The organism is Paenibacillus sp. Marseille-Q7038 (genome assembly GCF_965111595.1).
In genome coordinates this window covers 2,638,122-2,660,549 of sequence record NZ_CBCOOM010000001.1, presented here as the reverse complement: position 1 = coordinate 2,660,549, position 22,428 = coordinate 2,638,122, and the positions used below count along the sequence as shown (strand labels likewise).

Annotated in this window: 19 protein-coding genes; 13 read left to right on the top strand and 6 right to left on the bottom strand. The window is 42.5% G+C overall.

The genetic code is table 11. From position 1 onward, the window contains the following. Positions 1–42: 42 nt before the first annotated feature. Complete coding sequence (locus tag ACWPWY_RS12650) at positions 43–675, bottom strand: GNAT family N-acetyltransferase (RefSeq protein WP_454192006.1); 633 nt, start codon at positions 673–675, stop codon at positions 43–45. 234 nt (positions 676–909) lie between these two features. Between ACWPWY_RS12650 and acsA the strand changes: the two genes are divergently transcribed. Continuing rightward, positions 910–2,634 (top strand): acetate--CoA ligase, encoded by a 1,725-nt coding sequence (gene acsA, locus ACWPWY_RS12645; protein WP_454192005.1) that lies wholly within the window; start codon positions 910–912, stop codon positions 2,632–2,634. A 152-nt stretch (positions 2,635–2,786) separates the two neighbouring features. On the opposite strand, the gene ACWPWY_RS12640 is transcribed toward acsA, so the two are convergent. Both ACWPWY_RS12640 and rpsD read right to left on the bottom strand, forming a co-directional pair. Continuing rightward, the gene (locus ACWPWY_RS12640; protein WP_454192004.1) at positions 2,787–5,864 is read right to left on the bottom strand and encodes a transglycosylase domain-containing protein; all 3,078 of its coding nucleotides are present in this window, start codon (positions 5,862–5,864) and stop codon (positions 2,787–2,789) included. Positions 5,865–6,223: 359 nt separating this feature from the next. Then, a complete protein-coding gene (rpsD, locus tag ACWPWY_RS12635; RefSeq protein ID WP_454192003.1) occupies positions 6,224–6,826 on the bottom strand; it encodes a 30S ribosomal protein S4 in 603 nt (200 codons plus the stop codon). A 493-nt stretch (positions 6,827–7,319) separates the two neighbouring features. Between rpsD and ACWPWY_RS12630 the strand changes: the two genes are divergently transcribed. The 5 genes from ACWPWY_RS12630 to ACWPWY_RS12610 all read left to right on the top strand — a co-directional run bounded on the left by ACWPWY_RS12630 (position 7,320) and on the right by ACWPWY_RS12610 (position 12,239). Continuing rightward, positions 7,320–9,320, top strand: a complete 2,001-nt coding sequence (locus tag ACWPWY_RS12630) for a diguanylate cyclase (protein ID WP_454192002.1) — start codon at positions 7,320–7,322, stop codon at positions 9,318–9,320. A 99-nt stretch (positions 9,321–9,419) separates the two neighbouring features. Beyond that, positions 9,420–10,223 carry a hypothetical protein gene (locus tag ACWPWY_RS12625; RefSeq protein WP_454192001.1) on the top strand — a complete coding sequence of 268 codons (804 nt, stop codon included), beginning with the start codon at positions 9,420–9,422 and terminating at the stop codon, positions 10,221–10,223. A 102-nt stretch (positions 10,224–10,325) separates the two neighbouring features. Then, complete coding sequence (locus ACWPWY_RS12620; protein WP_454192000.1) at positions 10,326–11,441, top strand: aminopeptidase; 1,116 nt, start codon at positions 10,326–10,328, stop codon at positions 11,439–11,441. Positions 11,442–11,556: 115 nt separating this feature from the next. After that, positions 11,557–11,802, top strand: coding sequence for an HPr family phosphocarrier protein (locus tag ACWPWY_RS12615; RefSeq protein ID WP_191799060.1), 246 nt, complete (start codon positions 11,557–11,559; stop codon positions 11,800–11,802). Between the two features lie 140 nt (positions 11,803–11,942). Then, positions 11,943–12,239 carry a YlaN family protein gene (locus ACWPWY_RS12610; RefSeq protein WP_454191999.1) on the top strand — a complete coding sequence of 99 codons (297 nt, stop codon included), beginning with the start codon at positions 11,943–11,945 and terminating at the stop codon, positions 12,237–12,239. A gap of 63 nt (positions 12,240–12,302) precedes the next feature. On the opposite strand, the gene cax is transcribed toward ACWPWY_RS12610, so the two are convergent. Beyond that, positions 12,303–13,358 (bottom strand): calcium/proton exchanger, encoded by a 1,056-nt coding sequence (gene cax / locus ACWPWY_RS12605; protein WP_454191998.1) that lies wholly within the window; start codon positions 13,356–13,358, stop codon positions 12,303–12,305. A 229-nt stretch (positions 13,359–13,587) separates the two neighbouring features. Between cax and ACWPWY_RS12600 the strand changes: the two genes are divergently transcribed. Next, positions 13,588–13,950 carry an Asp23/Gls24 family envelope stress response protein gene (locus ACWPWY_RS12600; protein WP_191799062.1) on the top strand — a complete coding sequence of 121 codons (363 nt, stop codon included), beginning with the start codon at positions 13,588–13,590 and terminating at the stop codon, positions 13,948–13,950. 108 nt (positions 13,951–14,058) lie between these two features. Here the strand turns inward: ACWPWY_RS12600 and ftsW are convergent, their stop codons facing one another. Together ftsW and ACWPWY_RS12590 are read right to left on the bottom strand one after the other, a co-directional pair. After that, a complete protein-coding gene (gene ftsW / locus ACWPWY_RS12595; RefSeq protein ID WP_454192880.1) occupies positions 14,059–15,333 on the bottom strand; it encodes a putative lipid II flippase FtsW in 1,275 nt (424 codons plus the stop codon). A gap of 14 nt (positions 15,334–15,347) precedes the next feature. Continuing rightward, a complete protein-coding gene (locus tag ACWPWY_RS12590; protein ID WP_191799064.1) occupies positions 15,348–15,695 on the bottom strand; it encodes a YugN family protein in 348 nt (115 codons plus the stop codon). A 202-nt stretch (positions 15,696–15,897) separates the two neighbouring features. Between ACWPWY_RS12590 and ACWPWY_RS12585 the strand changes: the two genes are divergently transcribed. The 6 genes from ACWPWY_RS12585 (at position 15,898) to ACWPWY_RS12560 (ending at position 22,273) form a co-directional block, all read left to right on the top strand. Beyond that, entirely contained in the window at positions 15,898–17,040 is a 1,143-nt protein-coding gene (locus ACWPWY_RS12585) for a M20 metallopeptidase family protein (protein ID WP_454192879.1), read from the top strand. 104 nt (positions 17,041–17,144) lie between these two features. Beyond that, positions 17,145–17,576: a CBS domain-containing protein gene (locus tag ACWPWY_RS12580; protein WP_454191997.1), complete on the top strand. Its 432-nt coding sequence runs from the start codon at positions 17,145–17,147 to the stop codon at positions 17,574–17,576. A 173-nt stretch (positions 17,577–17,749) separates the two neighbouring features. After that, positions 17,750–19,438: a DNA repair helicase XPB gene (locus tag ACWPWY_RS12575; RefSeq protein WP_454191996.1), complete on the top strand. Its 1,689-nt coding sequence runs from the start codon at positions 17,750–17,752 to the stop codon at positions 19,436–19,438. Then, a complete protein-coding gene (locus ACWPWY_RS12570; protein WP_454191995.1) occupies positions 19,435–21,339 on the top strand; it encodes a helicase-associated domain-containing protein in 1,905 nt (634 codons plus the stop codon). The genes ACWPWY_RS12575 and ACWPWY_RS12570 overlap by 4 nt, the downstream gene beginning before the upstream one ends. Positions 21,340–21,467: 128 nt before the next feature. Then, positions 21,468–21,908, top strand: coding sequence for a YlbF family regulator (locus ACWPWY_RS12565; protein WP_454191994.1), 441 nt, complete (start codon positions 21,468–21,470; stop codon positions 21,906–21,908). A 95-nt stretch (positions 21,909–22,003) separates the two neighbouring features. Continuing rightward, the gene (locus tag ACWPWY_RS12560) at positions 22,004–22,273 is read left to right on the top strand and encodes a YlbG family protein (protein WP_213529876.1); all 270 of its coding nucleotides are present in this window, start codon (positions 22,004–22,006) and stop codon (positions 22,271–22,273) included. Positions 22,274–22,428 lie beyond the last annotated feature (155 nt).

Below are 22,428 nucleotides of genomic sequence, written 5' to 3'. Positions count from 1 at the left end.
ACATTTCGGATTAACTTCGGGGTTCCTGTCTTTTTCTTTAATCTAATACATATAACGATGCCTGAATCGTACTTTGTCGAATTGCTCTTTTGAAGAGAGAGGCACATTTTTCCCGATACGAACCATAAGACAGTTAGCAGGGTGTGCACAGATTTCAGGGTCATCTGTCGCATACCACTCCATATCAACGGTTTTCATCAGTTTCTCCATCATTTTTCGGTAATCCCAAACCGAAAGACCGCTTCCCTTTAGATCCCAATGCCAATAATATTCCGTAGTGAATACAATATAATTCTCCATCTGTTCTTGTACAAAAGCAGTGCTAATTAACATTTTTCCAATACCGTAAGAACGAAATTCATCTGCAACTTCAATGGCACCAAGTTCAATTAAATCTTTCATACTTCCTTCAGACCAACGTTCCATTTCATCGGGATAATGAAAAGTGACATATCCAATGATCGTTTGGCCTTCACGGGCAAGAATAATTCTCCCTTCAGCCAGCGCTGAAATTTCAACAAGGGCTTCATGCTGCTCATTCGGTCTTCGAAAAGCGTCAAGATCCGGATGCATATGATAACTCTGTAAAAGGGAAGAAGGGACTGGGCCTTCAACAACAATCTCCCTGCCGTTCCTTTGAAAGGAGTGGACATTGTGCTGTTTGATATGTTCCATCAGTTTTTCGTGCTCCTTTGACTTGTCATACCCTACTTATAGCAAAGATACAAAAAAATGAAAAGGAATAGTGTGAAAAATGGAATTTATGCTATAATAATCCAGACATAATTTATTCACAATTGGATCACTATTCCCAAGGTATAAATGTAGATGGTATTGAATTTGATGTTTTGTAAGCGCTAACGAACTTGTACATTGTGAAGATGTAGCTTAGGGGAGGCCGAGTAGACAATGGGTCAAATGCAGAACGAAGTCATCGCGACTGTCGCAGAACGAAGTAATCTCGGAGATTACGATCAGGCTTGCGCTCAGTTTAGTTGGGAAGAGGTAAAAAAGCATTTTACGTGGAATGAGACAGGCAAGGTTAATATGGCTTATGAAGCAATTGATCGTCACGTCGAAGAAGGACGAGGTGCGAAAACCGCACTCTTGTACAGTGATGCTCATAGAGATGAGAAGTACAGCTTTTTAGATCTGAGCGAAGGTTCTAATCGATTTGGGAATGTGCTGCGCAAATACGGCATCTCAAAAGGCGATCGTGTCTTTATTTTTATGCCGAGAAGTCCTGAACTTTACCTTAGTCTACTCGGTATACTCAAGGTGGGAGGAATTGTAGGCCCACTTTTTGAAGCATTTATGGAAACAGCGGTAAAAGACCGTTTGGAAGACAGCGGGGCTATCGCATTAGTTACAACCCCAGAACTGCTGCCGCGAATTAAACGTGATGAATTACCGCTTTTAAAACATATCTTTGTAATAGGCGGAGGCACGCAGCAAGAAGAAGGGCTCATTGACTATGATGCAGAGATGGCTGCGGCTTCAGACTCACTTGAACCGGAATGGTTGACGCTGGAAGATGGAATGCTCATTCATTACACCTCTGGTTCTACAGGTAGACCTAAAGGGGTATATCATGTACACAATGCCATGCTTCAGCATTACTATACAGGTAAGGTAGTTCTTGATTTAAGAGAAGACGATATTTATTGGTGTACAGCAGATCCAGGCTGGGTAACAGGAACTTCTTATGGAATTTTTGCTCCTTGGTTGAACGGAGTTACGAATGTAATCCGCGGGGGACGTTTTAGTCCACAGGACTGGTACCAAACGATTGTTAAGAATAAAGTAACCGTATGGTATAGTGCGCCTACTGCTTTCCGGATGCTCATGGGAGCAGGAGAGGATGTCATTGAACAATTTGATCTATCGACACTCCGTCATGTGTTATCGGTAGGAGAGCCGCTCAATCCAGAAGTGGTCCGCTGGGGAACCAAAGCTTATAAACAGCGGATTCATGATACTTGGTGGATGACAGAAACAGGCGGGCAGCTCATCTGTAACTATCCGGGAATGGACATCAAACCAGGTTCAATGGGTAAACCCGTACCGGGAATCGAAGCTGCTATTATTAATGACCAAGGGGAAGAACTGCCTCCATACTCTATGGGCAATCTAGCCATTAAGACACCTTGGCCATCCATGATGAGAAAGATTTGGAATAATGATGCCAAGTATGAGGAGTATTTCCGAATAACGGGCTGGTATATTTCAGGGGATTCTGCTTATATGGATGATGAAGGTTACTTCTGGTTCCAAGGACGAATAGACGATGTGATCAACTCTTCGGGTGAGCGTATCGGTCCATTTGAAGTAGAGAGCAAGCTCTTGGAGCATCACGCGGTTGCAGAAGCGGGTGTAATCGGTAAGCCGGATCTTGTAAGAGGGGAAATCATTAAAGCGTTTGTAGCGCTGAGAGAAGGATATGAGCCTTCACAAGAGCTAAAGGATGAGATCTACCGATTTGTAAAAGAGGGTTTATCTGCGCACGCTGCACCTCGTGAAATTGAATTTAAAGAGAAATTGCCTAAGACAAGATCCGGTAAAATTATGCGCAGGGTACTGAAAGCATGGGAACTGGATTTACCCACAGGGGATCTTTCAACGATAGAAGACTAAAGGAGTAGTTCACTAACACGGACAAAAGAGCCATCTGCCTTATCGCAGATGGCTCTTTTTATGGAGCATGACTTTTTTATAGATCTATAACAAAAGCCGAGCACGAGGGGGGATCCCTGTATGCTCGGCTTTTTGTTTTATTATCGATGATCCTATGGACTTACACTAACCGCAGCAGAAGGGGCGGATTCGCCCGCTTCATTGACTGCCGTTACCCGAAAGGCTCCAGTAGCTGCCGCATTGTTATATTTAAAGGAAGTAAAGCTTGCTGTACCTACTTCATGAAACGGTTCCTGGCCCGTTTCACTGTAGTATACATGGAAGCTAGATACTCCTTCTTGTGCAGCCCAGGAGATCGTAATACCTTGATCGGTAGCTGCAGCAGTCACTCCGCTAGGAGCAGAAGGAACAGCAGCAGTTGATGGCTGATCTATATTATTATCTTCCCCAGAATGTTCATCCGGTTCTACTACTTCACCAGGAACTTCAATCACGCCTTCATCGGGTGTTTCTTCCTGCGGTGGAGTAGGGGCCGTACTGCCGACTACAGCACTCGGCGCTGACTCTCTTCCTGCTACATCCACAGCTACGATGTAAAACTGGGCACCACCGCCTGCATAGGAAGTAAAGGTTGTTGAGTTACCTGCAAGTACAACTTTGCCTTGATTCTGGAATGGACCACCGTTCGTGCTTCGGTACAGCCTGTAACCAACGACGTCACTTGCTGAACTTCTGTTAAAGGTGATTACCGCATTATCATTGCTAACGCTTATTCTGACGTTCCCTGGGGCATCAGGAGCGTTGCCATCGTCCCGGCGCGGATCGACTTCTGTAGGCATGTCGTCATCCGCGTCCGTAGGCAAATAATAGGAAAGCGGCTCATGTGAACTCATTTTCTTGAATGCAGCTTGCAAATCCTTAATGAGATCGGAGATCGCACGTTTTCTTTTGACCACGGTTTGTTCTTTAAGCATATCCGAAGGAGTTTCATCTCTTGGAATATAGTTTACTCCGTTATAAGTGATGTACTTCGCTTTACCTACAGCATCATCATATTCGGTTGGTATATATTTGGTATTGAATAGGTCGGTCACAAATTTGTCCGTAGCCGAAGTAGGAAGTTTACCGCTATAAGCTGACACGGTCTTCGTTGTAATACCATCCGGTTTCGTAAATGATTTGGTTGTAAACAAATCAGGTTCTTGTTCGGAAACTTCATTCATAATCTTAGCCCACAGCTTACGAGCACGTTCTCTCTGAGCTTTCGTCTCCAGCGTGTTCGCTTGTGTCTTGTAACCAACCCATACGCCGAGTGTAACATCAGGTGTATACCCTTCGAACCACACATCGCCGTAATTTTGAGTTGTTCCTGTTTTACCTGCTATAGCAATATCGCCATATTTATTAAAGTTATCTCTTACGACTTTCCCTGTTCCGTCTGAGATTGCAGTACGGAGCATATCTGTCATAAGATAAGCCGTTTGTTCCGAGAAAACTTGCTTAGGCTCTGCTTCGTGGCTGTATACAATATTACCTTTATAGTCCACAATTTTTTCAATCATGTAGGCATCATGGAATACACCATTGTTAGCAATTGCGCCATAAGCATTCGTTAATTCTTCTACGGTTACACCATGACTCAGACCTCCGAGCACACCTGTTGTTGCGTTCGCATAGTCATTTTCAGTAAGTGTAGTGATTCCAAGATTTTTAGCGAAATCCCAAGCTTTCTTCATTCCGACTTCTTCATTAAATAATTTCAGAGCAGGAACGTTTAGAGACTGATTAAGTGCATATCTTGCGGTAACAAGCCCACTGTATCTTCCATTACTGTTCTTAGGAATGTGGAATCCTTTGCCGCCGTCTTTCAGAATGATCGGTGAGTCATCGATAATAGATGCCGGCTGAATCAGACCTTCTTCTAAGGCAGGAAGGTACGCAGCAATCGGCTTCATTGCAGAACCAGGTTGTCTCACCATCTGAGTAGCATAGTTCATATTCTCTACGTTAAAATCACGGCCTTCAATCATACCGAGGATTTTCCCGGTTTTATGATCAATCATCATAGATGCCGTTTGCTCAAGACCTTTGTTTTCATCATAGGCAGAGAAATTACTGTCATCTTCAGCGATCGAGCGCATTGTTTTGTATACGGTTTTGTTAATTGTCGTATATATCCGGTAACCTCCGGTACGCAGCTGAATCTGAGCCTCTTCCAATTGTTCAGCGGTTGTTCCACCGTTTTGCGAAGCTTCTGGATAAAGTACTTCCATCAACACCTTCGCAGCTTGACGTTCCGTTTCAAGCATCAGATAAGGGTAGGTGTTATACGCTTTGGCTACTTTTGGTGCAAGCGAAGACTTGATATCAAAAGCCATTGCCTCATCGTATTCACTTTGAGTAATCTTACCAAGAGCAAGCATTCGTCCAAGGACACGTTCTTGTCGCTCTAGAGCATTATTGAAATTTTTCTCATTGAAATCCCCTTTTCCGTTAAAAGCAGAATAAGAAGAAGGGAGCTGCGGAAGGCCTGCTAAATAAGCAGCTTGCGCAATGTTTAAATCATTGAGATCGTTAATATTGAAAATCCCCTTGGCAGCGGCTTTAATACCATAGACATTATATCCGCTTGATCCATTTCCGAAAGGAACCTTATTTAGATAGGCTGTTATAATTTCATCTTTCGTTAGAAATCTTTCCAATCGAAGGGACAATAAGATCTCTTTTACTTTTCGGTCCTCTGTTTTGTCCAGATTAAGGAATACTCTTCTAGCTAATTGCTGAGTGAGGGTACTTCCTCCCGTTTGTACGGGTTCGTTTAGTAAACGTTCCTTTACTGCACGAAGTGTTCCTGTTATGTCGACACCTTTATGCTCATAGAATGAATCGTCTTCAATCGATACGACTGCATCTAATACCTTTTGAGGAATGTCCTCAAATTCTACGATTCGCCGATCCTCCTCGGTCCGAAGTTGACCAATAGGAGACCCGTCAGCAAAATAAGCAAAACCCGTCAGTGCATTTTCCCCTATCGCTTGCTCAATTTCAGCTCTTGATCGAACGGGTTCGTCTTTTACAATAGAAGCTATGTAACCTGTTAGTGCACCACCTGCAAATAGAACACCCATGAGGCCTAATATGAAAGCCCACTTCACAAAGCTACCCAGCCTGCGGAAAAAACGATTGCGGGAAGGCTTCTCTTCAGGTTTTTTATTCTGATCATCAACCATCAAATGCTTTCCTCCTTTTAACAGGCATTATTATAGCATAAATTAAGCCATTTGAATCCCCGCAAATGGTGGTAAGGATCGGAAATTGACATCCTTGCTCAGAATATGTACTTGTAATACACTATTTGAGGGTAAATCTGTTGATTTATGGTATAGCATTAACATAAATGAGCGAGCCTAACACAGAAGAAGTCTTGCTTTTGCCGGATGCTATCAAATGTATACTCTTTATAAAAAAGGAAAAAACACCCGAACCATTCAAACGGATTCGGGTGTTTTTTTGTTCTCATCTGTAGCTTTTTCTCATATAGTAAATCCCCTGGCATAAAGCACAGGGGATTTAAAACTTGACTCAGATCTTAACGGTTGTAGAACTCGACGATTTGTTTCTCGTCGATATCTTGAGAAAGCTCAGCGCGTTCTGGAAGACGGATAAATCTGCCTTCAAGAGCTGCTTCGTCATACTCAACGTAAGCAGGAAGATGTGAACGGTTAGCAATCGCTTCTTTTACAGAAGAAAGATTGCGAGATTTTTCACGAAGTCCAATTACATCACCGATGTTTACAGCGTAAGACGCGATATCTACTTTTTTACCGTTAACAGTAATGTGTCCGTGAGATACCAATTGACGTGCTCCTGCACGGGAGTTAGCAAAACCAAGACGGTAAACCAAGTTGTCAAGACGGCATTCTAGTAGGAACATGAAGTTCTCACCAGCGATACCTTGCATTTTTTGTGCTTTAGCAAACAAAGTACGGAACTGCTTTTCACCCAAACCGTACATGTGGCGCAATTTTTGCTTTTCTTGAAGTTGCATACCGTAGTTGCTGATTTTTCTCCGTTGGTTAGGACCATGTTGACCAGGAGGGAAAGGGCGTTTTGCCAATTCTTTACCTGTACCGCTGAGAGAGATGCCGAGACGGCGACTTATTTTAAATTTAGGACCAGTGTAACGTGCCATGTTTAGAGTAACTCCTTTTATTATAAATTATCAGATGGGGCTCTATTTGCGCCGCTTTTTGTTTCGTATTACCTGTAAGTAGAGGCATACAACCGATTGAAAAGTTCAGCCGCTGTTCAATCAGCAACAAAGAGCTGTGAGGGTGACACAACGTTACGCCCAAATTTAAGACCATAACAGTCTTGTTCAACAATATATATTATATTAAATTAGAGCACGAAGTCAAGAGAATGACAAAAGTAGAATTTCGTCTATTTTTGTCGATAGGTAATTAGACCTAAAAACATAGTGCGGATTTCTTTAAAAAAGATGCAAAGTGCCAGTAAAGAGAGTAATATAGATTGTATCTTAAATTTAAACCATCAAATACTTTAATATTAAAAAGTAAGAACATATAATTATCTCAACAGATCCATGTGATATGAATCGACCATGCCTTTTGCTTGTGACCCGTAACTTTGCTGGGTCACCAAAGGTGCAAAGGAGCGCCTATATGACAGAACAATTACATACCACTTTCTATAATGCACGTAACTCAAAGAATTCCGATCGAGGCATTCAAACTTTTACGCCTCCTCTTTTACATGAAGAACAAGGTTATTGGAATGAAAAAGATGAATGGTTGGATCATCTTGATGTTAGCGCTTTTGATTCTGCATATAATGATCGTTTGCTCCGTGAGGCTTTTAAAGAATGGAATCATGAAATTAAGCGTATCCCTTCTTTAAAGCATTCGGTGTTTTCATTGTGGAACAGCAGTAAATTATGTGTGGCTAAAAGCGGAGAACTCTTTTCTCCTATAAAAGAAGCTGTATTCCAAGTACTTGAGCAAGAAGAGACAAATATTAGACTTTATCCAAAACAATCCACACGTTCAGAATACGAGCATTACTATGTATATACGATCCCGCTACAGACGCGTGCTGAAGGAAAACAGCTTGGTGTTTTGTGCGTAGCTGTGCCAGGAGTTAGAGAAGGTATCCTCGAAGTACTGGAAGCTGCGAAACTTTTTTATCAATCTAGCTTTTATCGTCATTTTGAGCGCCGCTTTCTGTCCGATTTGCTGGATATTCATAAAACAACAGAAAAAGAAAATAGACGACGTTCCATTCTCTTTCAAATCGTACAGCGTATGCATGATCGAATGGATGTTCAAACCGTTTTGGAAGAGGTGTTTGACAGCGTAGCTTTTCTGTTCCCAGGAGCTCGTCTGACACTATATATGTCACAAGATGGAATTACAGAAGACCCGCGGATCAAACCGCTGTATTTACAAGGGCAATACAATCCAGTATGTGCTACAGCTTATACCGAAGAAAGAATGATTTCTCAGCCGCTTGGGCTGGAAGAATATGAATTTGGAATTCCTTTTAGAGGGAAGCAGGGGACATACGGTGTGTTCCATATTGAAGCTCCCAGAGAACTGATAGAGGATGTGGATATCCAGCTTATTGTGATGATGGCTGATACGGCTGGAACAGCTTACGAGAATGCTAAGATGCATCAGCAATCGAATACACTCATTCAAGAACTTCGAATGATAGATGAGTTAACCAAAAGAATAAATCAGAGCTTGCAGCTAGCAGACATTTATGAATATGCTGTGCAGCAGCTAATGCGTATTTTTAAGGCGAAAGCTTGCTGTATCCTTAAGCTTGATCCGGAAGATCAACAGTTCCGTGTTCTGAATTCAACGCTGCCTTCGTTAGGACAAGAGAAGTACTCACTCTACGGGATCAGCGGTGAGGTGTACCGTACAGGAGAACCTATTATCATTTTCGACTATGAAAAACATAGTGGTCCAAGCTCTATTTTAATGGATATAACAAGCTCCAGATCTATGATGGCCGTACCCCTACGCATAAACGGACAGGTGGAGGGCGCCATTTTAGTAACACATCAGAATAAACAGTTTTTCTCCTACGATAATTTTCGTTTCATGGATATGCTGGGTGTTCATATTGGACTTGCTGTTACGAATGCCACTCTTCATGCAGAAGTAAAGAGACTGGCAACAGTAGACGCATTAACCGGTTTATACGTAAGACATTATATGGACCGAATGATAGAAGAAAGACAGAACAGTGACTTCTGTGGTTCGCTGATTGTCATCGATCTTGATCATTTCAAACAAGTAAATGATTCTTATGGTCATCAGATTGGCGATAATGTGCTCACCCAGGTAAGTGATGTCATTCGCTCTAATGGAGGTCCAGATGATCTGTGTGCAAGATGGGGCGGGGAAGAGATGGCCATTTATTTACCTCAGGTCAGTGCGCAGCAAGCTTGGATTATTGCAGAAAACATCAGGGTACAAATCACAGAACAGACTTCTCCTTCGATTACGGTATCTTGCGGAATTGGAGAATGGTGCTGGCTTGATGATCAAGTGAGTGTTGAATCACTGTTCTACCGTGCAGATATGGCTCTATATGAAGCGAAGAACAGCGGTAAAAATCGAGTTTGTATTGAAAATAAAAATAGGTATAGATAAAGAGCGCTTCCTTTTAAAAAGGAGGACGCTCTTTTTTATGGATACAAGTTGGACACTGAGGCAAACCTAACGAAAAATGAGGGGAAAGGTTGGGTTGATATGTGTAGATCATTATATCGTTTCTTGATAGTAATCCTATGCACCGCTGTTTTGTTCGGAGGAACTGGGTGTGCTTATAGGTATCAAGAGGACCCAAAAGAAATCTTTCAACGTGCATTAACAGGGTTAGCTGGTAAAGAAGAGATGAGGTTTCGCGGAAAAGCGGCCATTCGAACGGATGATCATGGATTATTTGATACCGAATATCAATATTCCGGAACGCTCACTAATCATAATAAGATGGTGGTTGAGAGTCAGTTATCTCCGAGCAGTCCAGATACGAAAACAAGATCACTTACTTTGAAAAGGGCAAACAAAGAATGGAAAGTGGAGACTTTAGACGGAACAAAACCAGCGGTAGTACGCTGGAATCCGTTAGCCCAATTAGAAGCTATTGAACAAATAAATAACAAAACGTTACGTGCGGAGCCTGGTGTCCCGAGAGGGAAACAGATGATCAGAATCGAACTTGAAGGTGAAGAAGCAGTAATGTACCTGAGTAATCAGCTTGAAGAGGAAATGCAGGAACTTCGTAGTGAACTTCCTGTCCTCACAAGTTCTGTTCCTGATGATAAACGCAGTGAGTGCTTGAAGGAGCTGAATACCCTGTATCAACAGCAGAAAAGTAAGCTGGATGATTATCTGACAAAGGCACAAGCTACACTCGTATATCACCTGTTGATTGATAAAAAAACAAATCTTCCTCTGAGATTGTCTTCTGAAAGCGAGATTCGTTACCAAAAAGCAGAAGGAGCCGCTAAGGAACTTCTTGTGACGGATGTATATTTTGATCACTACAAGTAATCTCGTGCTGACATGAAGTATCCCATCAGATAAACTGCGTGATACAATGGAAATGTTAGACAACGATAGAAGCTTTACTACATGAAGGAGGTAATATATTAAATGAAAGATCCAAGAATTCAAAAACTCGCTCAAAATTTGGTTGGTTACTCTGTGAATGTACAACCAGGGGAAAATGTTCTCGTGGAGATGATCGGTTCAGAACGCGACCTGCTGAATGCAATAATTGAAGAAATCGGTAAAGCAGGCGGTAATGCGTTTGTTCAGCTGACAGATAAAACGGTACTCCGTTCGATGCTGATTGGTGCAACTGAAGCACAACTGAGAACATGGGCAGAGATTGACCTAAAGCGTATGGAACTTATGGATGGATACATCGGAATCCGCGCTGGTGAAAATGCAAACGACCTAGCTGATGTGCCTGAAGAAAAAATGAAAATGTACAATGCACTTTATTCTCACCCAGTACATAGCGAAGAACGCGTGAAGCGTACGAAGTGGGTAGTACTTCGTTATCCGAATGCAAGTATGGCGCAGCTTGCGAACACAAGTACAGAAGCATTCGAAGACTTCTATTTCAAGGTATGTAATTTAGATTATGCTAAAATGGACAAAGCACAAGACCCACTGGCTGAGCTGATGCGCAAAACCGATAAAGTCCGCATTGTTAGCCCGGGAACCGATCTTCATTTCTCCATTAAATCCATTGGAGCAGAGAAATGTGCTGGAGAGAAAAATATTCCGGATGGGGAAGTATATAGCGCGCCCGTTCGTGATTCTGTAAATGGGACAATCAGCTATAACACGCCTACGTTATACAATGGGATTACATTTGAGAATATTAAATTCCGTTTTGAGAACGGTAAGATTGTAGAAGCTACAAGTAATGATACAAAACGATTGAATGAAATTCTGGACGCAGATGAGGGTGCACGTTACATCGGTGAATTTGCTATTGGATTTAATCCGCACATTCTGCATCCGATGAAAGATATCCTGTTTGATGAAAAGATTGCAGGAAGTCTTCATTTTACGCCAGGGCAGGCATATGATGTAACAGATAACGGAAACACTTCATCCATTCACTGGGATCTGGTACTTATTCAGCGTCCAGAGTACGGTGGCGGGGAGATTTATTTTGATGATGTTCTTATTCGCAAAGATGGCATTTTCGTCATCCCGGAACTACAAGGACTGAATCCGGAAAACTTGGTTTAAAACAAATTGCGTTAGCAAGTAGATGGAAAATATAGTTGCTAAGAAAGCGGATTCAATGTATATTGTTAGTGGTTATATAGAATAGAATATTCTTACACTAGACGGAGGGATTCCTATGTCGAATAATAATGCGGCAGTAGTGGAGATCGCGCAAACAGCCAGCAAATTCGCTTCTTCCATTGTACTCCACTCTGACACAAAGTACATTGATGTGAAGAGCATTCTGGGACTGTTTACCACGCTTGTTGGCGGCAAAAACTATGAACTGCATGTTCATGGACCAGATGCGGATGAAGCAAAGAAAGAGTTATCTGAAGTATTCGAAAAACATGGACTTACTGTTTCGCTAGCAAAAGAATAATAGCGATACAGAAGTAAAAGCATCTTTGCCCTATTTGGCAAAGATGCTTTTTTTAGATGCTTCTTGTATTGAGAACGGTTTTCGTCTAATATTAAGATTAGATTGTCGTACAAGATTCTGGACGTAGGGGGGAAGAGTGCATGACTTCATCAGATCTGCAAGAACAACTTAATTCCAAAGCAATTCGTCTTCTTGAAGAAGATGCATATAAAATAGAAAAACTGATTCAAGTTCAGATGGAGAACCTGGCAACCCGTTATTGCCCTCTCTATGAGGAAGTACTGGATACGCAAGTGTTCGGATTTTCAAAAGAGGTTGATTTTGCAGTTCGTGCAGGTCTTCTTCCGGTCGATACAGGTAAACAGCTGGTAAACAAACTCGAACGTAATCTTGCTGTCCTGTACGAAGCACTTAATAAAAAAGGAAACCAGGAGTAGGCTCCTGGCATCTTTTCATAGAAGCATGCAGATTAGAGATGCATGCTTTTTTTGTATATAAGCTTAAATTAGGAAGAACGATACTCCAAGAATAGCATAGACAGCCATAAGAAGAAGCCCTTCGTACCAGTTGGTGGATCCATCTTGAATAATCGATTTGGAGATAAAGACGGCAACCCCAATGGCTACCAGTTCAATTGTTGTAAATACGATATCCATGGTGTTTCCAAAAAAGAAACTAGTAAAGACGAGTACGGGTGCAACAAACAACGCAATTTGCAAACTGCTGCCTACTGCAATCTCAACAGCTGCTCCCATTTTGTTTTTCATAGCGAGAAGGACTGCTGCACTGTGTTCAGCTGCGTTACCTACAATGGCTACAAGGAATGCGCCTACAAAGACTTCACTTAGGCCGAATCGAACAGTCAGGGTTTCCAGCGTTCCAACAAGCCATTCACTGACAAAAGCAACCATCACTGTAGCGAGTACAAGATAAGTAATCGATTTTTTCTTAGACCAGGCTGGCTCCTCATGAGCTTCTCCTTCAGCAACGTTCTCTGCAAGGATGTCTTTATGTGTAATCATCGAGAAAATGATCCAAGCGATATAGGCAACAATGAGAATACCGGCTACAATGAGGCTCAAGGTTTCGGTTTGAGGGACAGTAATTGTATGGGTATTAAAAAATACAGCTGGAACAAACAGGGCGATGACGGCAACAATCATAAGAGAGCCGTTCATTCCCGCAAGGGATTGGTTGAAATTCTGAACCTTAAATTTGGTGCCTCCGAGAAAAATACTAAGCCCAAGCACAAGCAGTAAATTACCGATAATAGAACCGGTCAAACTTGCTTTTACCATGTCATATAGACCTTCTTTTACGAGAAAGATAGCAATAATAAGTTCGGCTGCATTTCCAAAAGTGGCATTGAGAAATCCTCCTAGTCGTTCCCCTGCATAGTGAGCTACATTTTCTGTGGCTTTTCCTAGAAATCCAGCTACAAAGACTACCGCGATGGCAGATAGGACAAACTGAATAAGCGGATCAAAATGAAGGTAATGGGAAACAGCACTTAGTATAAATGTGATGATCAGTAACGAGGTTCTAACTTTACTCATATGTAGTCTCCTTTTCTAATGTTTAACCTGTAAGAACAAAGCTGGATAATAATTCATAACTATATTCCCCCTTTCATGCGTAATATGAAACATTTATTATAAAACATTTGTTATATCACTGAATTATGAAATTGATTTCATTGCCTACGTATGCAGATGGCACTTTTATTTGCAATTTGGGGGGCAAAGGCATTAAAATATCTTATAAAGAAGCAAAGGAGGATATGGCATGTCAGAACAGCTAAAAATCGAAACAGGCGACATCCGGATATCCAATGATGTTGTAGCAAAAATTGCTGGGCTTGCAGCATTAGAAACTCCGGGGATTGCAGCAATGTCCGGAGGTTTGTCTGAAGGTTGGGCCAAACGCCTCAGCGGAAAAAATGTGCAAAAGGGTGTCACTGTAGAAGTAGGAACAACGGAAACAGCCATTGATCTCCGCATTATTGTTCTTTACGAGACACCTATTCACGAAGTATCCCGGATGCTTCAGCAGAATGTACGTGAGGCAGTAGAGAGTATGACCGGTCTTCGAGTTGTTGAAGTGAATGTGAAGGTAGAAGGTGTATCCTTCCGGGGCGACGAACAATAAGATGATTATCTTATCTTACAATTTTTAGATCTTACCTATCATAATGGATGGCATAAAAGCCGCATAAAGAAGGACAGTCTCGGTATTACCGATACTGTCCTTCTTTTATTATTTTGATCGTGAGCTACGTCGTTTTTGCGAATTCCGCGTGACAAGAGCAGGGGATGGTCGTTCTTCCGTTACCGTTCGAACGGATTTAACCGTTTCCTGAGATATTTCCAGATTATTTTCCCGGGAAATACTCAGCATGATCCCGATACTTGCCATGGTTACGATTAAAGAAGTCCCCCCAAAACTGATAAAAGGAAGGGTTACCCCTGTAACGGGGATCGTTTGAGTAACGCCACCGATGTTAATGAAGGCCTGAATCGCAATAAGCCCCATAATACCGACGCCAACGAGTGTCCCGAAGATGTCCTTGCAGCGAAGTGCAATCGTAAACCCTCGCCAGATAAAATAAACATAAATAATGAGGAAAATAGAAGTACCGATGAATCCGAGTTCTTCACCAATAACCGCAAAGATAAAATCATTAAATGCATTAGGTAAATAGTGGAGCTTAATGACCCCTTGGCCAATCCCTGTACCCGTAAAGCCGCCTGTCCCGATGGCTGTAAGTGAGTTAACCAGATTCCAAGAAGCGCCGGTCTCATCATGAAATGGATCGAGAAAAGACTGAAAGCGTGCAATCTTATAGCTGTTTGAACTTCCCGATACATTCCCGGACATCAAATCCACAAGATAACCAGCACCCATGACAATGGCAGCACCAAGAATAAGCAGTCCGATCGATCCCATGATGTGCTTCATACTTGCTCCGCCTGCATAAATAATGAGACCGCAGGTTGCAACGAGAATAAAGGTAGAACCAAAGTCAGGTTGCAGCATGATGAGTCCAGCCACGAAGCCGACAATAATCATCACCGGGATATATCCTGTTTTGAGATCTCGGAAACGCTCGCCTTTTTTAGTAATAAGCGCAGCTAGATACAGAATGATCGATATTTTGGCAACCTCAGAAGGCTGTAAAGTTCCAATTCCAAGGCTAAACCAACTTCTGGCATTATTGATTTCTACTCCGATGAATAGAACGGCAACGAGCATCAGAATGGTAATAAAAAATAAGGGTTTATATAATTGCTTGTATTTTGCAAAAGGAATATTCATAGCAACGAACATGCCTATAACGCCGAGTATGGCATATGCCGCTTGTCTTTTCGTGTAGTGAAGTGCGTCAAAGTTGAGTTTTTCAGACATGAGGGCAATGCTGGAACTCGAGCTGTAAACCATAACCAGTCCGAAACCGGTAAGCAGCAAGGTGAGGATCAGTAGCTGATAATCAGGCAAACCTTTTCTCTGAGGCCTAGCTGTATTTTTTTTCATAGATTTCATAGTGCCTAAGCTTCAAGCAGTTCCTTTAGTTCTTTTATTTTCTCATTAGCCACATTCAGAACTGGAGAAGGAATTTCGCTCTCATACTCTAGTCCATGGGGGAATGTTGCTCTTCCGATATAAACAGCTTCTACCGAAAGAATGGTGTCTGGTTTTTCTAGTTTGCCCTCGATTGCCCGTGTATTAATGCGTAAGAAATATTCGCTTTTTGTCTTGTTGTCCTCAATTTTGTAGTCGTATGTAGCGCGGTAATATTCCCACTGCCAACGAATAAATCCGACTTTCTCGGCACTTTCGTCCATGTACGCCAGATCACTTTTCAAACCGTCCAGGCCTGTGTTTTCAAATATCATTGACGACCATACCTCCTTATATAAAAAATCTCCCTTACATTTCTAGTTTCATATTAGTATGTTTCCTCAGCATGTGCAAGCTTTCCACAACCTTCCATTTCATATCGTTTACGTATAAATTCTGCTACAATTAATTAACAAATCATTTGAAGGGGTGGAGAGCGTGAGAATAGAGCATACCTATGAAGAATGGCTCGGCAAGATGATAGAGTGGAGACGTCATCTTCACCAGCACCCGGAACTTTCTTTTCAGGAATCTGAAACATCAAAGTTTATCGCTGAACATCTAGGTTCATTTGGCCTTGAAGTCATTACAAATGTAGGAGGACACGGGGTTATTGGAATCTTGCGTTCAGGGCGGACTGGGCCTGTAGTGATGCTAAGAGCAGATATGGATGCACTCCCTATTCAAGATGAAAAGTCAGTTCCCTATAAATCGCAAGTCGATGGTGTAATGCATGCCTGCGGACACGATGGACATACATCAACGCTGCTGGCAACGGCCGGTTATATGAGTGAACATGTAGATGATTTTATTGGAGAGATCAGGTTTTTGTTTCAACCCGCAGAAGAACTTCTTCCGGGAGGGGCAGTTAAGGTGATTGCTAGCGGAGCTTTGGAAGAGGTAGATGTGATTTATGGCATTCATTTATGGTCTCCCATGCCTGTCCGTACGTATGCGAGTACTTCGGGGGCAATGATGGCTGGTGCTGATGACTTCTATATCCAGCTGACAGGTAAAGGAGGGCATGGTGGCGTACCTCAGGCGAGTATTGACAGCATTGTTGCCGGATCTGCCCTTGTGCTGCAGATGCAAAGTATAGTGAGTCGTTCGGTCGATCCGCTTCAGCCCGCTGTGCTGACGATTGGAACTATTCAGGCAGGGGCTGCTCAGAATGTAATTGCCGAAACATATAAAATGAGTGGAACGGTCCGTACCTTTGATGAAGAAACGAGATATATTATAAAAGAACGTATACATACACTAACGAATCAGATCGCTGCCGCGTATGGTGCGGAGGCGGAGATCAAATACATCATGGGTTATCCGCCCGTCATTAATGATGAGAAGGAGGCAGAACGATTTTTTAGAGTGGTTTCTGAAGAGTTCGGTGCAGAGCGTGCGATCGTAGCGCCGAAGATGATGCCTGCTGAAGATTTTGCCTACTACTTGAATGAGAAACCAGGTTGTTTCATGTTTGTTGGTGCGGGGAATGAGCAATTAAATGCAGTTTATCCACATCATCACCCGAGATTTGATTTTGATGAAAGTGCGATGCTGGATGCCATGAAACTATTTATTCAGATGACGAAAGACTACGTAAAAGAATACGATAGAGTGTAATATTATCAGTTTATGACAGAAAACGAATGCGACTTGTTTATTTGGGTACTCTAACGAAAGAGCACGAATATAGTTAGATCTTATAGATGAGGAGTAGGCGTCTTATGAGTAAAAATGTTTCTGATGTGATGTCCACGAATGTCGTTCCGGTGTCGCTGGACAAGCATGTATATGATGTTGCACTGAATATGAAAGAACATGATACAGGGTTTATTCCGATTGTGGAAAAAGAAGATCATCGGAAACTAGTAGGTGTGGTAACGGACCGAGATCTTGTTCTGCGCGGGATTGCATCAAAAAATCCGGGCTCTACGAAAGTAAGTGAAGTAATGACTGCGGATGTGCATACAGTGAATTCAACAGCTTCTATAGATGAGGCGGCAAAAATGATGGCTGCGCATCAAGTTCGTAGGCTCCCTGTCGTTGATAATGGAGAACTCGTAGGTATCTTGTCCCTGGGCGATATCGCAACGGAGTCTTCGTTTCAGAATAATGCCGGCAGTGCTCTTACCGACATCTCTGAACCCTCTCATTAATTTGGGAACTAGCCGAAGGTCCTGTATACTATGATAAACAAGAAAAAGTTCATTTTCGCCGGAAGGGTGATAGATGAACTTTTTTCTTTGTATTTTAGATTAGATGAGAGATCTATGATTGATATAAACGTACGCCTGAAAGGAAATACTGGATATAAAGGAGGTAACCATCTATGAACTCACATCATGCATGCATTGTACAGCGTGACTTTACCATTTTGCTGGAGACGGCCCATCCGGAGTCAGAAAAAGCGAGAGAACTCATTCTTCCTTTTGCTGAGCTAATCAAGAGCCCTCCTGCTTTTCATACATACAAAATAACGCCGCTCACACTGTGGGGCGCTGCTGCCTTAGGTTATTCCGCTGATGATATCCTTAGCAGATTAGAATCAGTGTCCCGCTGGAATGTACCCGCATCGCTTACGCAAGAAATCAGGGAGCTCATTGAGAAATACGGTAAGTTGACCCTGCAAGCGGATGAGCGGTCAGGAGATTTTCGGCTGGTTAGTGAAGATACCGATCTGCTGGGAGAAATTCTAGCACATACATCACTAACTGTTTATGAGCTCAGCAGATTATCGGATACCGAACTGAAGGTGCTTGGCAAGTACCGAGGGCTGTTGAAGCAAGATCTTACCAGGCTCGGTTACCCGGTAATGGACCTGGCAGGATATAAACACGGAAGCCCGCTTTCTTTTCAGTGGAGGAACCCAGATAGTTCGTTAAATAACAAACCTTTTGAACTTCGAGACTACCAGATCGAAGCGGCTACTGCCTTTGAAGGGAAAGACGGGTTTGGTGGAAGCGGGATCCTTGTGCTGCCTTGTGGAGCGGGGAAGACGATCATTGGAATGGCGGTTATGGAACGACTACAGACAGAAGTGCTTATTCTGACATCGAATACGACTTCGGTAAGACAATGGATTCGTGAGATTGAACAGAAGACGACGATTCCAGCCGCATCAATTGGTGAATACTCTGGTCATAGTAAGGAAGTCAAGCCAGTGACGGTGGCAACCTATCAAATTATGACCCATCGCAAATCGAAGGAAAGCGAGTTTACGCATATGAAGTTGTTTGGAGAACGTAGCTGGGGGCTGATTATTTATGATGAGGTTCATCTTTTACCTGCTCCAGTGTTCAGAGCAACCGCGGACATCCAAGCGACCAGAAGACTCGGGCTTACAGCAACGCTCGTTAGAGAAGACGGACGGGAAGAAGATGTATTTTCACTCATTGGACCTAAACGTTATGAATTGCCCTGGAAAGAGCTGGAGCAGGAGGGCTGGATTGCGGAGGTGAATTGCAATGAAGTGCGAGTTCCCATGTCCGATGAACTTAAGGAAGCCTACATGTACGCGGAGAGTAGACAAAAGTTCCGATTAGCAGCGGAGAATCCAGCCAAGATTAAGGTGGTAAAAAGACTGCTTGATTTACATCCAAATGTTCCTGCTCTCATTATCGGACAATATGTTGGACAATTGAAGACAATGGCCAAAGAACTCGGTGTTCCACTCATTACAGGAGCAACAAGTGAACAGGAGCGTTCCAGACTGTATACTGCTTTTCGAGAAAGAGAAATTACGGTGTTAGTTGTTTCAAAAGTAGCCAATTTTGCTGTTGATCTGCCGGATGCTGCGCTAGCGATTGAAATTTCGGGCAGTTTTGGTTCACGTCAGGAAGAAGCTCAGCGGCTAGGGCGCATCTTGCGGCCCAAAGAGGGAGATAACCGTGCTTATTTTTATACGCTGGTTTCGGAAAATTCAAAAGAACAGGATTTTGCTCTAAAAAGACAACTTTTTTTAATTGAACAGGGATATGAATATCACGTAACAGGCGAGAAGGAGGTAGCCTCGGGTTGAAGAATGGAGAAACTACAACACCATTAGAAGATATAGATTTGTCAGCGAATGAAGCTCAATTTCTACATTCAACCTTTTTAGAGTTTGGCGGAAATCCGTTTCAAATGGAGAGACTTTCCGGATTATTTGCTGGGAAAATGAGCGGACTTGAACTGGATATAGCGTTATTTGGTTTGTGCAAAAAAGGCTGGATTGATGCTGCAAAAAAAACATGGGGAGAACACATCTATTTTATCCCATCCCGGCATCATCTCTTTTTGACGGAGGAGTATGTAATACCCTTATTTCATGATGAAATATCCCACAGTTCATCAGGAAACATACAAGTTGCCATGGAAGCTAAGCCTAATATTGCGGGAGAAATACTTCACCTGCTTTCTTACATTGCGATCCACAGTGTTCCGCTGACAGCAAAAGGGACGATACATAAAAAGGCGATCACTAAAATTGAAAATTTGACGGTACTAAGAAGTACGGACTTCCAAGCGTTGAAATTATCCTATGCCCATCCAGAGCTTTATCCTGTACAGGTAGCCGTACTGCTTGATGTGGCATTTACTCTCGGACTTGCCAAGAAATACGAGGCCGAAATTGGACTGGATGAATTTTATGTAACCCGTTGGGTGCAGTTAAATAGACAACAAATGGAGAGAAATATCTATAACGCAATGATGGAACGCTATAGTTCAGGAGAGGCTGGATTGCAGCATTTCCGCTATCTATTGACCTTATTTAGCCGTAAAGATGCTCGTAAGTGGCTGAGCGTTGATCAGATCTGTCAGCGATTTGTTCAGGTCAGTATAATTAACGAAAAGGATCTTGCTGAATTCCAAAGTTATGCAAAAGGATGGGTCACGCTGCTCGCTGCATTCGGTTATGGAGATACAGGAATGTCGGCTGCTTCGGGCGAAGCATTATACTTTCGGTGGACGAATCCTATCGATTATGACTTGGAAAATACAGAGCATTCTACACAGCCGGCTATCTTTGTACAGCCTGATTTTGAAGTGATTGTGCCTCCTGATGCGCCTTATTCGATAAGGTGGCTGCTAGAAGGCTGTGCTGAACTTGCGGTACGAGATCATATGACCATCTATAAACTAACGCGAGAACGACTAAGTGAAGGTGCTGAAGTGGGGATTACTCCATCTTTGGTGCTGGAATGGCTCACTCGGTATGCACAAGGATCGATTCCTGAGAATGTTCTCTTGGCACTGAAACAGTGGGGGAGTGAACTCGGAAGAACTTCTTTTTCACAAGTCATGCTGCTAAGCACAGAAAATATGCAGGATGCAGATAAAATTGAGTCATATCCATCCTGGAATACGTCTTTACAAAGAATTGGACCGCTGCATTTCATACTTGAGCGTGACAAAGTGACAGAAGTACGAAAGCAACTAACGATGATGGGACTCACCCCAGTAAAGGCAGTTAAAGGAATCGATACAGAAGAAAGGAAATATCCGGCTGTTTCCTTAGGAGACGAGGTCTTGATGTCATCTGTAGAGGAGAATCCATTTATCCATTTCAATGAAGAAGGAAGGCAGGGATTTGTATACACAGGCCGAAATCTTCATTACTATGAAGTGGTAAACAAGGACCGGGAACAAGCGTTGATTATGCCAGATATAACAGAGGTACCGAAGATGTGGGTAAGTGAATGGAGAGAGTACCATCCATCTACAGCCAAACAGCTGGTACAGCAGGCCATCAACTGGCGTATACGAATGGGAGTGGAGATGAAGGGAGACAAGCAGGAGTTTATTCCTGAATCGATTGGAAAAGGCGAGCCATGGGCTGTAAATGGTTGGCTGCTCCCTGGTCCAAACAGAGTAGTAGCTGAGCAGCGCACACTTGTACCTGCTGAATGGACAAAACTCACCCTCATTTTACCAAATTAAGTAAAATCCTGAGAGGGTTTAGGAACAAAACTCTTCTTATGAACAATCGGGTATGTTATGATAGGTTATAGTCCGCTTTTCATATTTTTCAGGGAAGTGGAACTTTATTATAGATCGGGATGAATTTCATGAGCGTATCTGAACTTAACACGGTCGATATGGCCCAAGTGTTGACTTACGCCTATGAACTGGGCGATATGATCAACGAATCCACGTTGGTTTCAGATTATTTATATTGGAAAGAGCGGGTTCGTTCGAATCCAGAAATACAAGAGTGGGTACGTAGACTCGAAGATAAGAAGGAATTGTTTGCTGAAACACAACGTTTTGGTCATTTCCATCCAAACTTTCATAGTGCCAAAGATGAAGTGAAGGCAGTAGAAGACAAGCTGGAGACTTTCGAAGAAGTGATTCGTTTCAAAGAAGCGGAGCAACAGCTCGATAGCCTATTCCATCAAATGTCTGAAACGATTGCGTTCTCCGTATCAAGCACAATTAAAGTACCAAGTAATAACCCATCACCAAAAGGTGGATGTGGCGGCGGTGGAAGCTGCGGCTGCGGAGGTTAATATGTATAGAATCGCTTGCCAGAATTGAATTCTGGTAAGAGGATTTTGCAATAGATAGAAAGAGATGCAAATCCTACAAAAGAGGTGAAATTCGCATGTTTGCGGAACGAACAGGATATATCATATGGGTAAGTGATGTAAAGGCTGCGCGCAATCTAGATAAGTATGGAACCGTACATTATATTTCTAAGAAAATGCATTATGTTGTAATGTATGTGAACGCTGAACGTGCGGAAGATACAATGAAGAACGTGCGTAAACTCTCTTATGTACGTAAAATAGAACGATCTTATCGCAATGAAATTAAGACGGAATATAGCAAAGATATTCCGGATAAGACCAGCTTTTATGGCGGTATCGGTTAACGGATACAAGGTATATGCTGACTTTTTGAATAGGTTATAGATTGGAGCGGCCCACCTTTGGTCGCTCCTGTTATTTTATATGTGCCTGAATAAATAGTGCTAGTGACTTAGCCGAACGATTCGAAATTACAGGATTTAGGATTTTTGAGACAGGA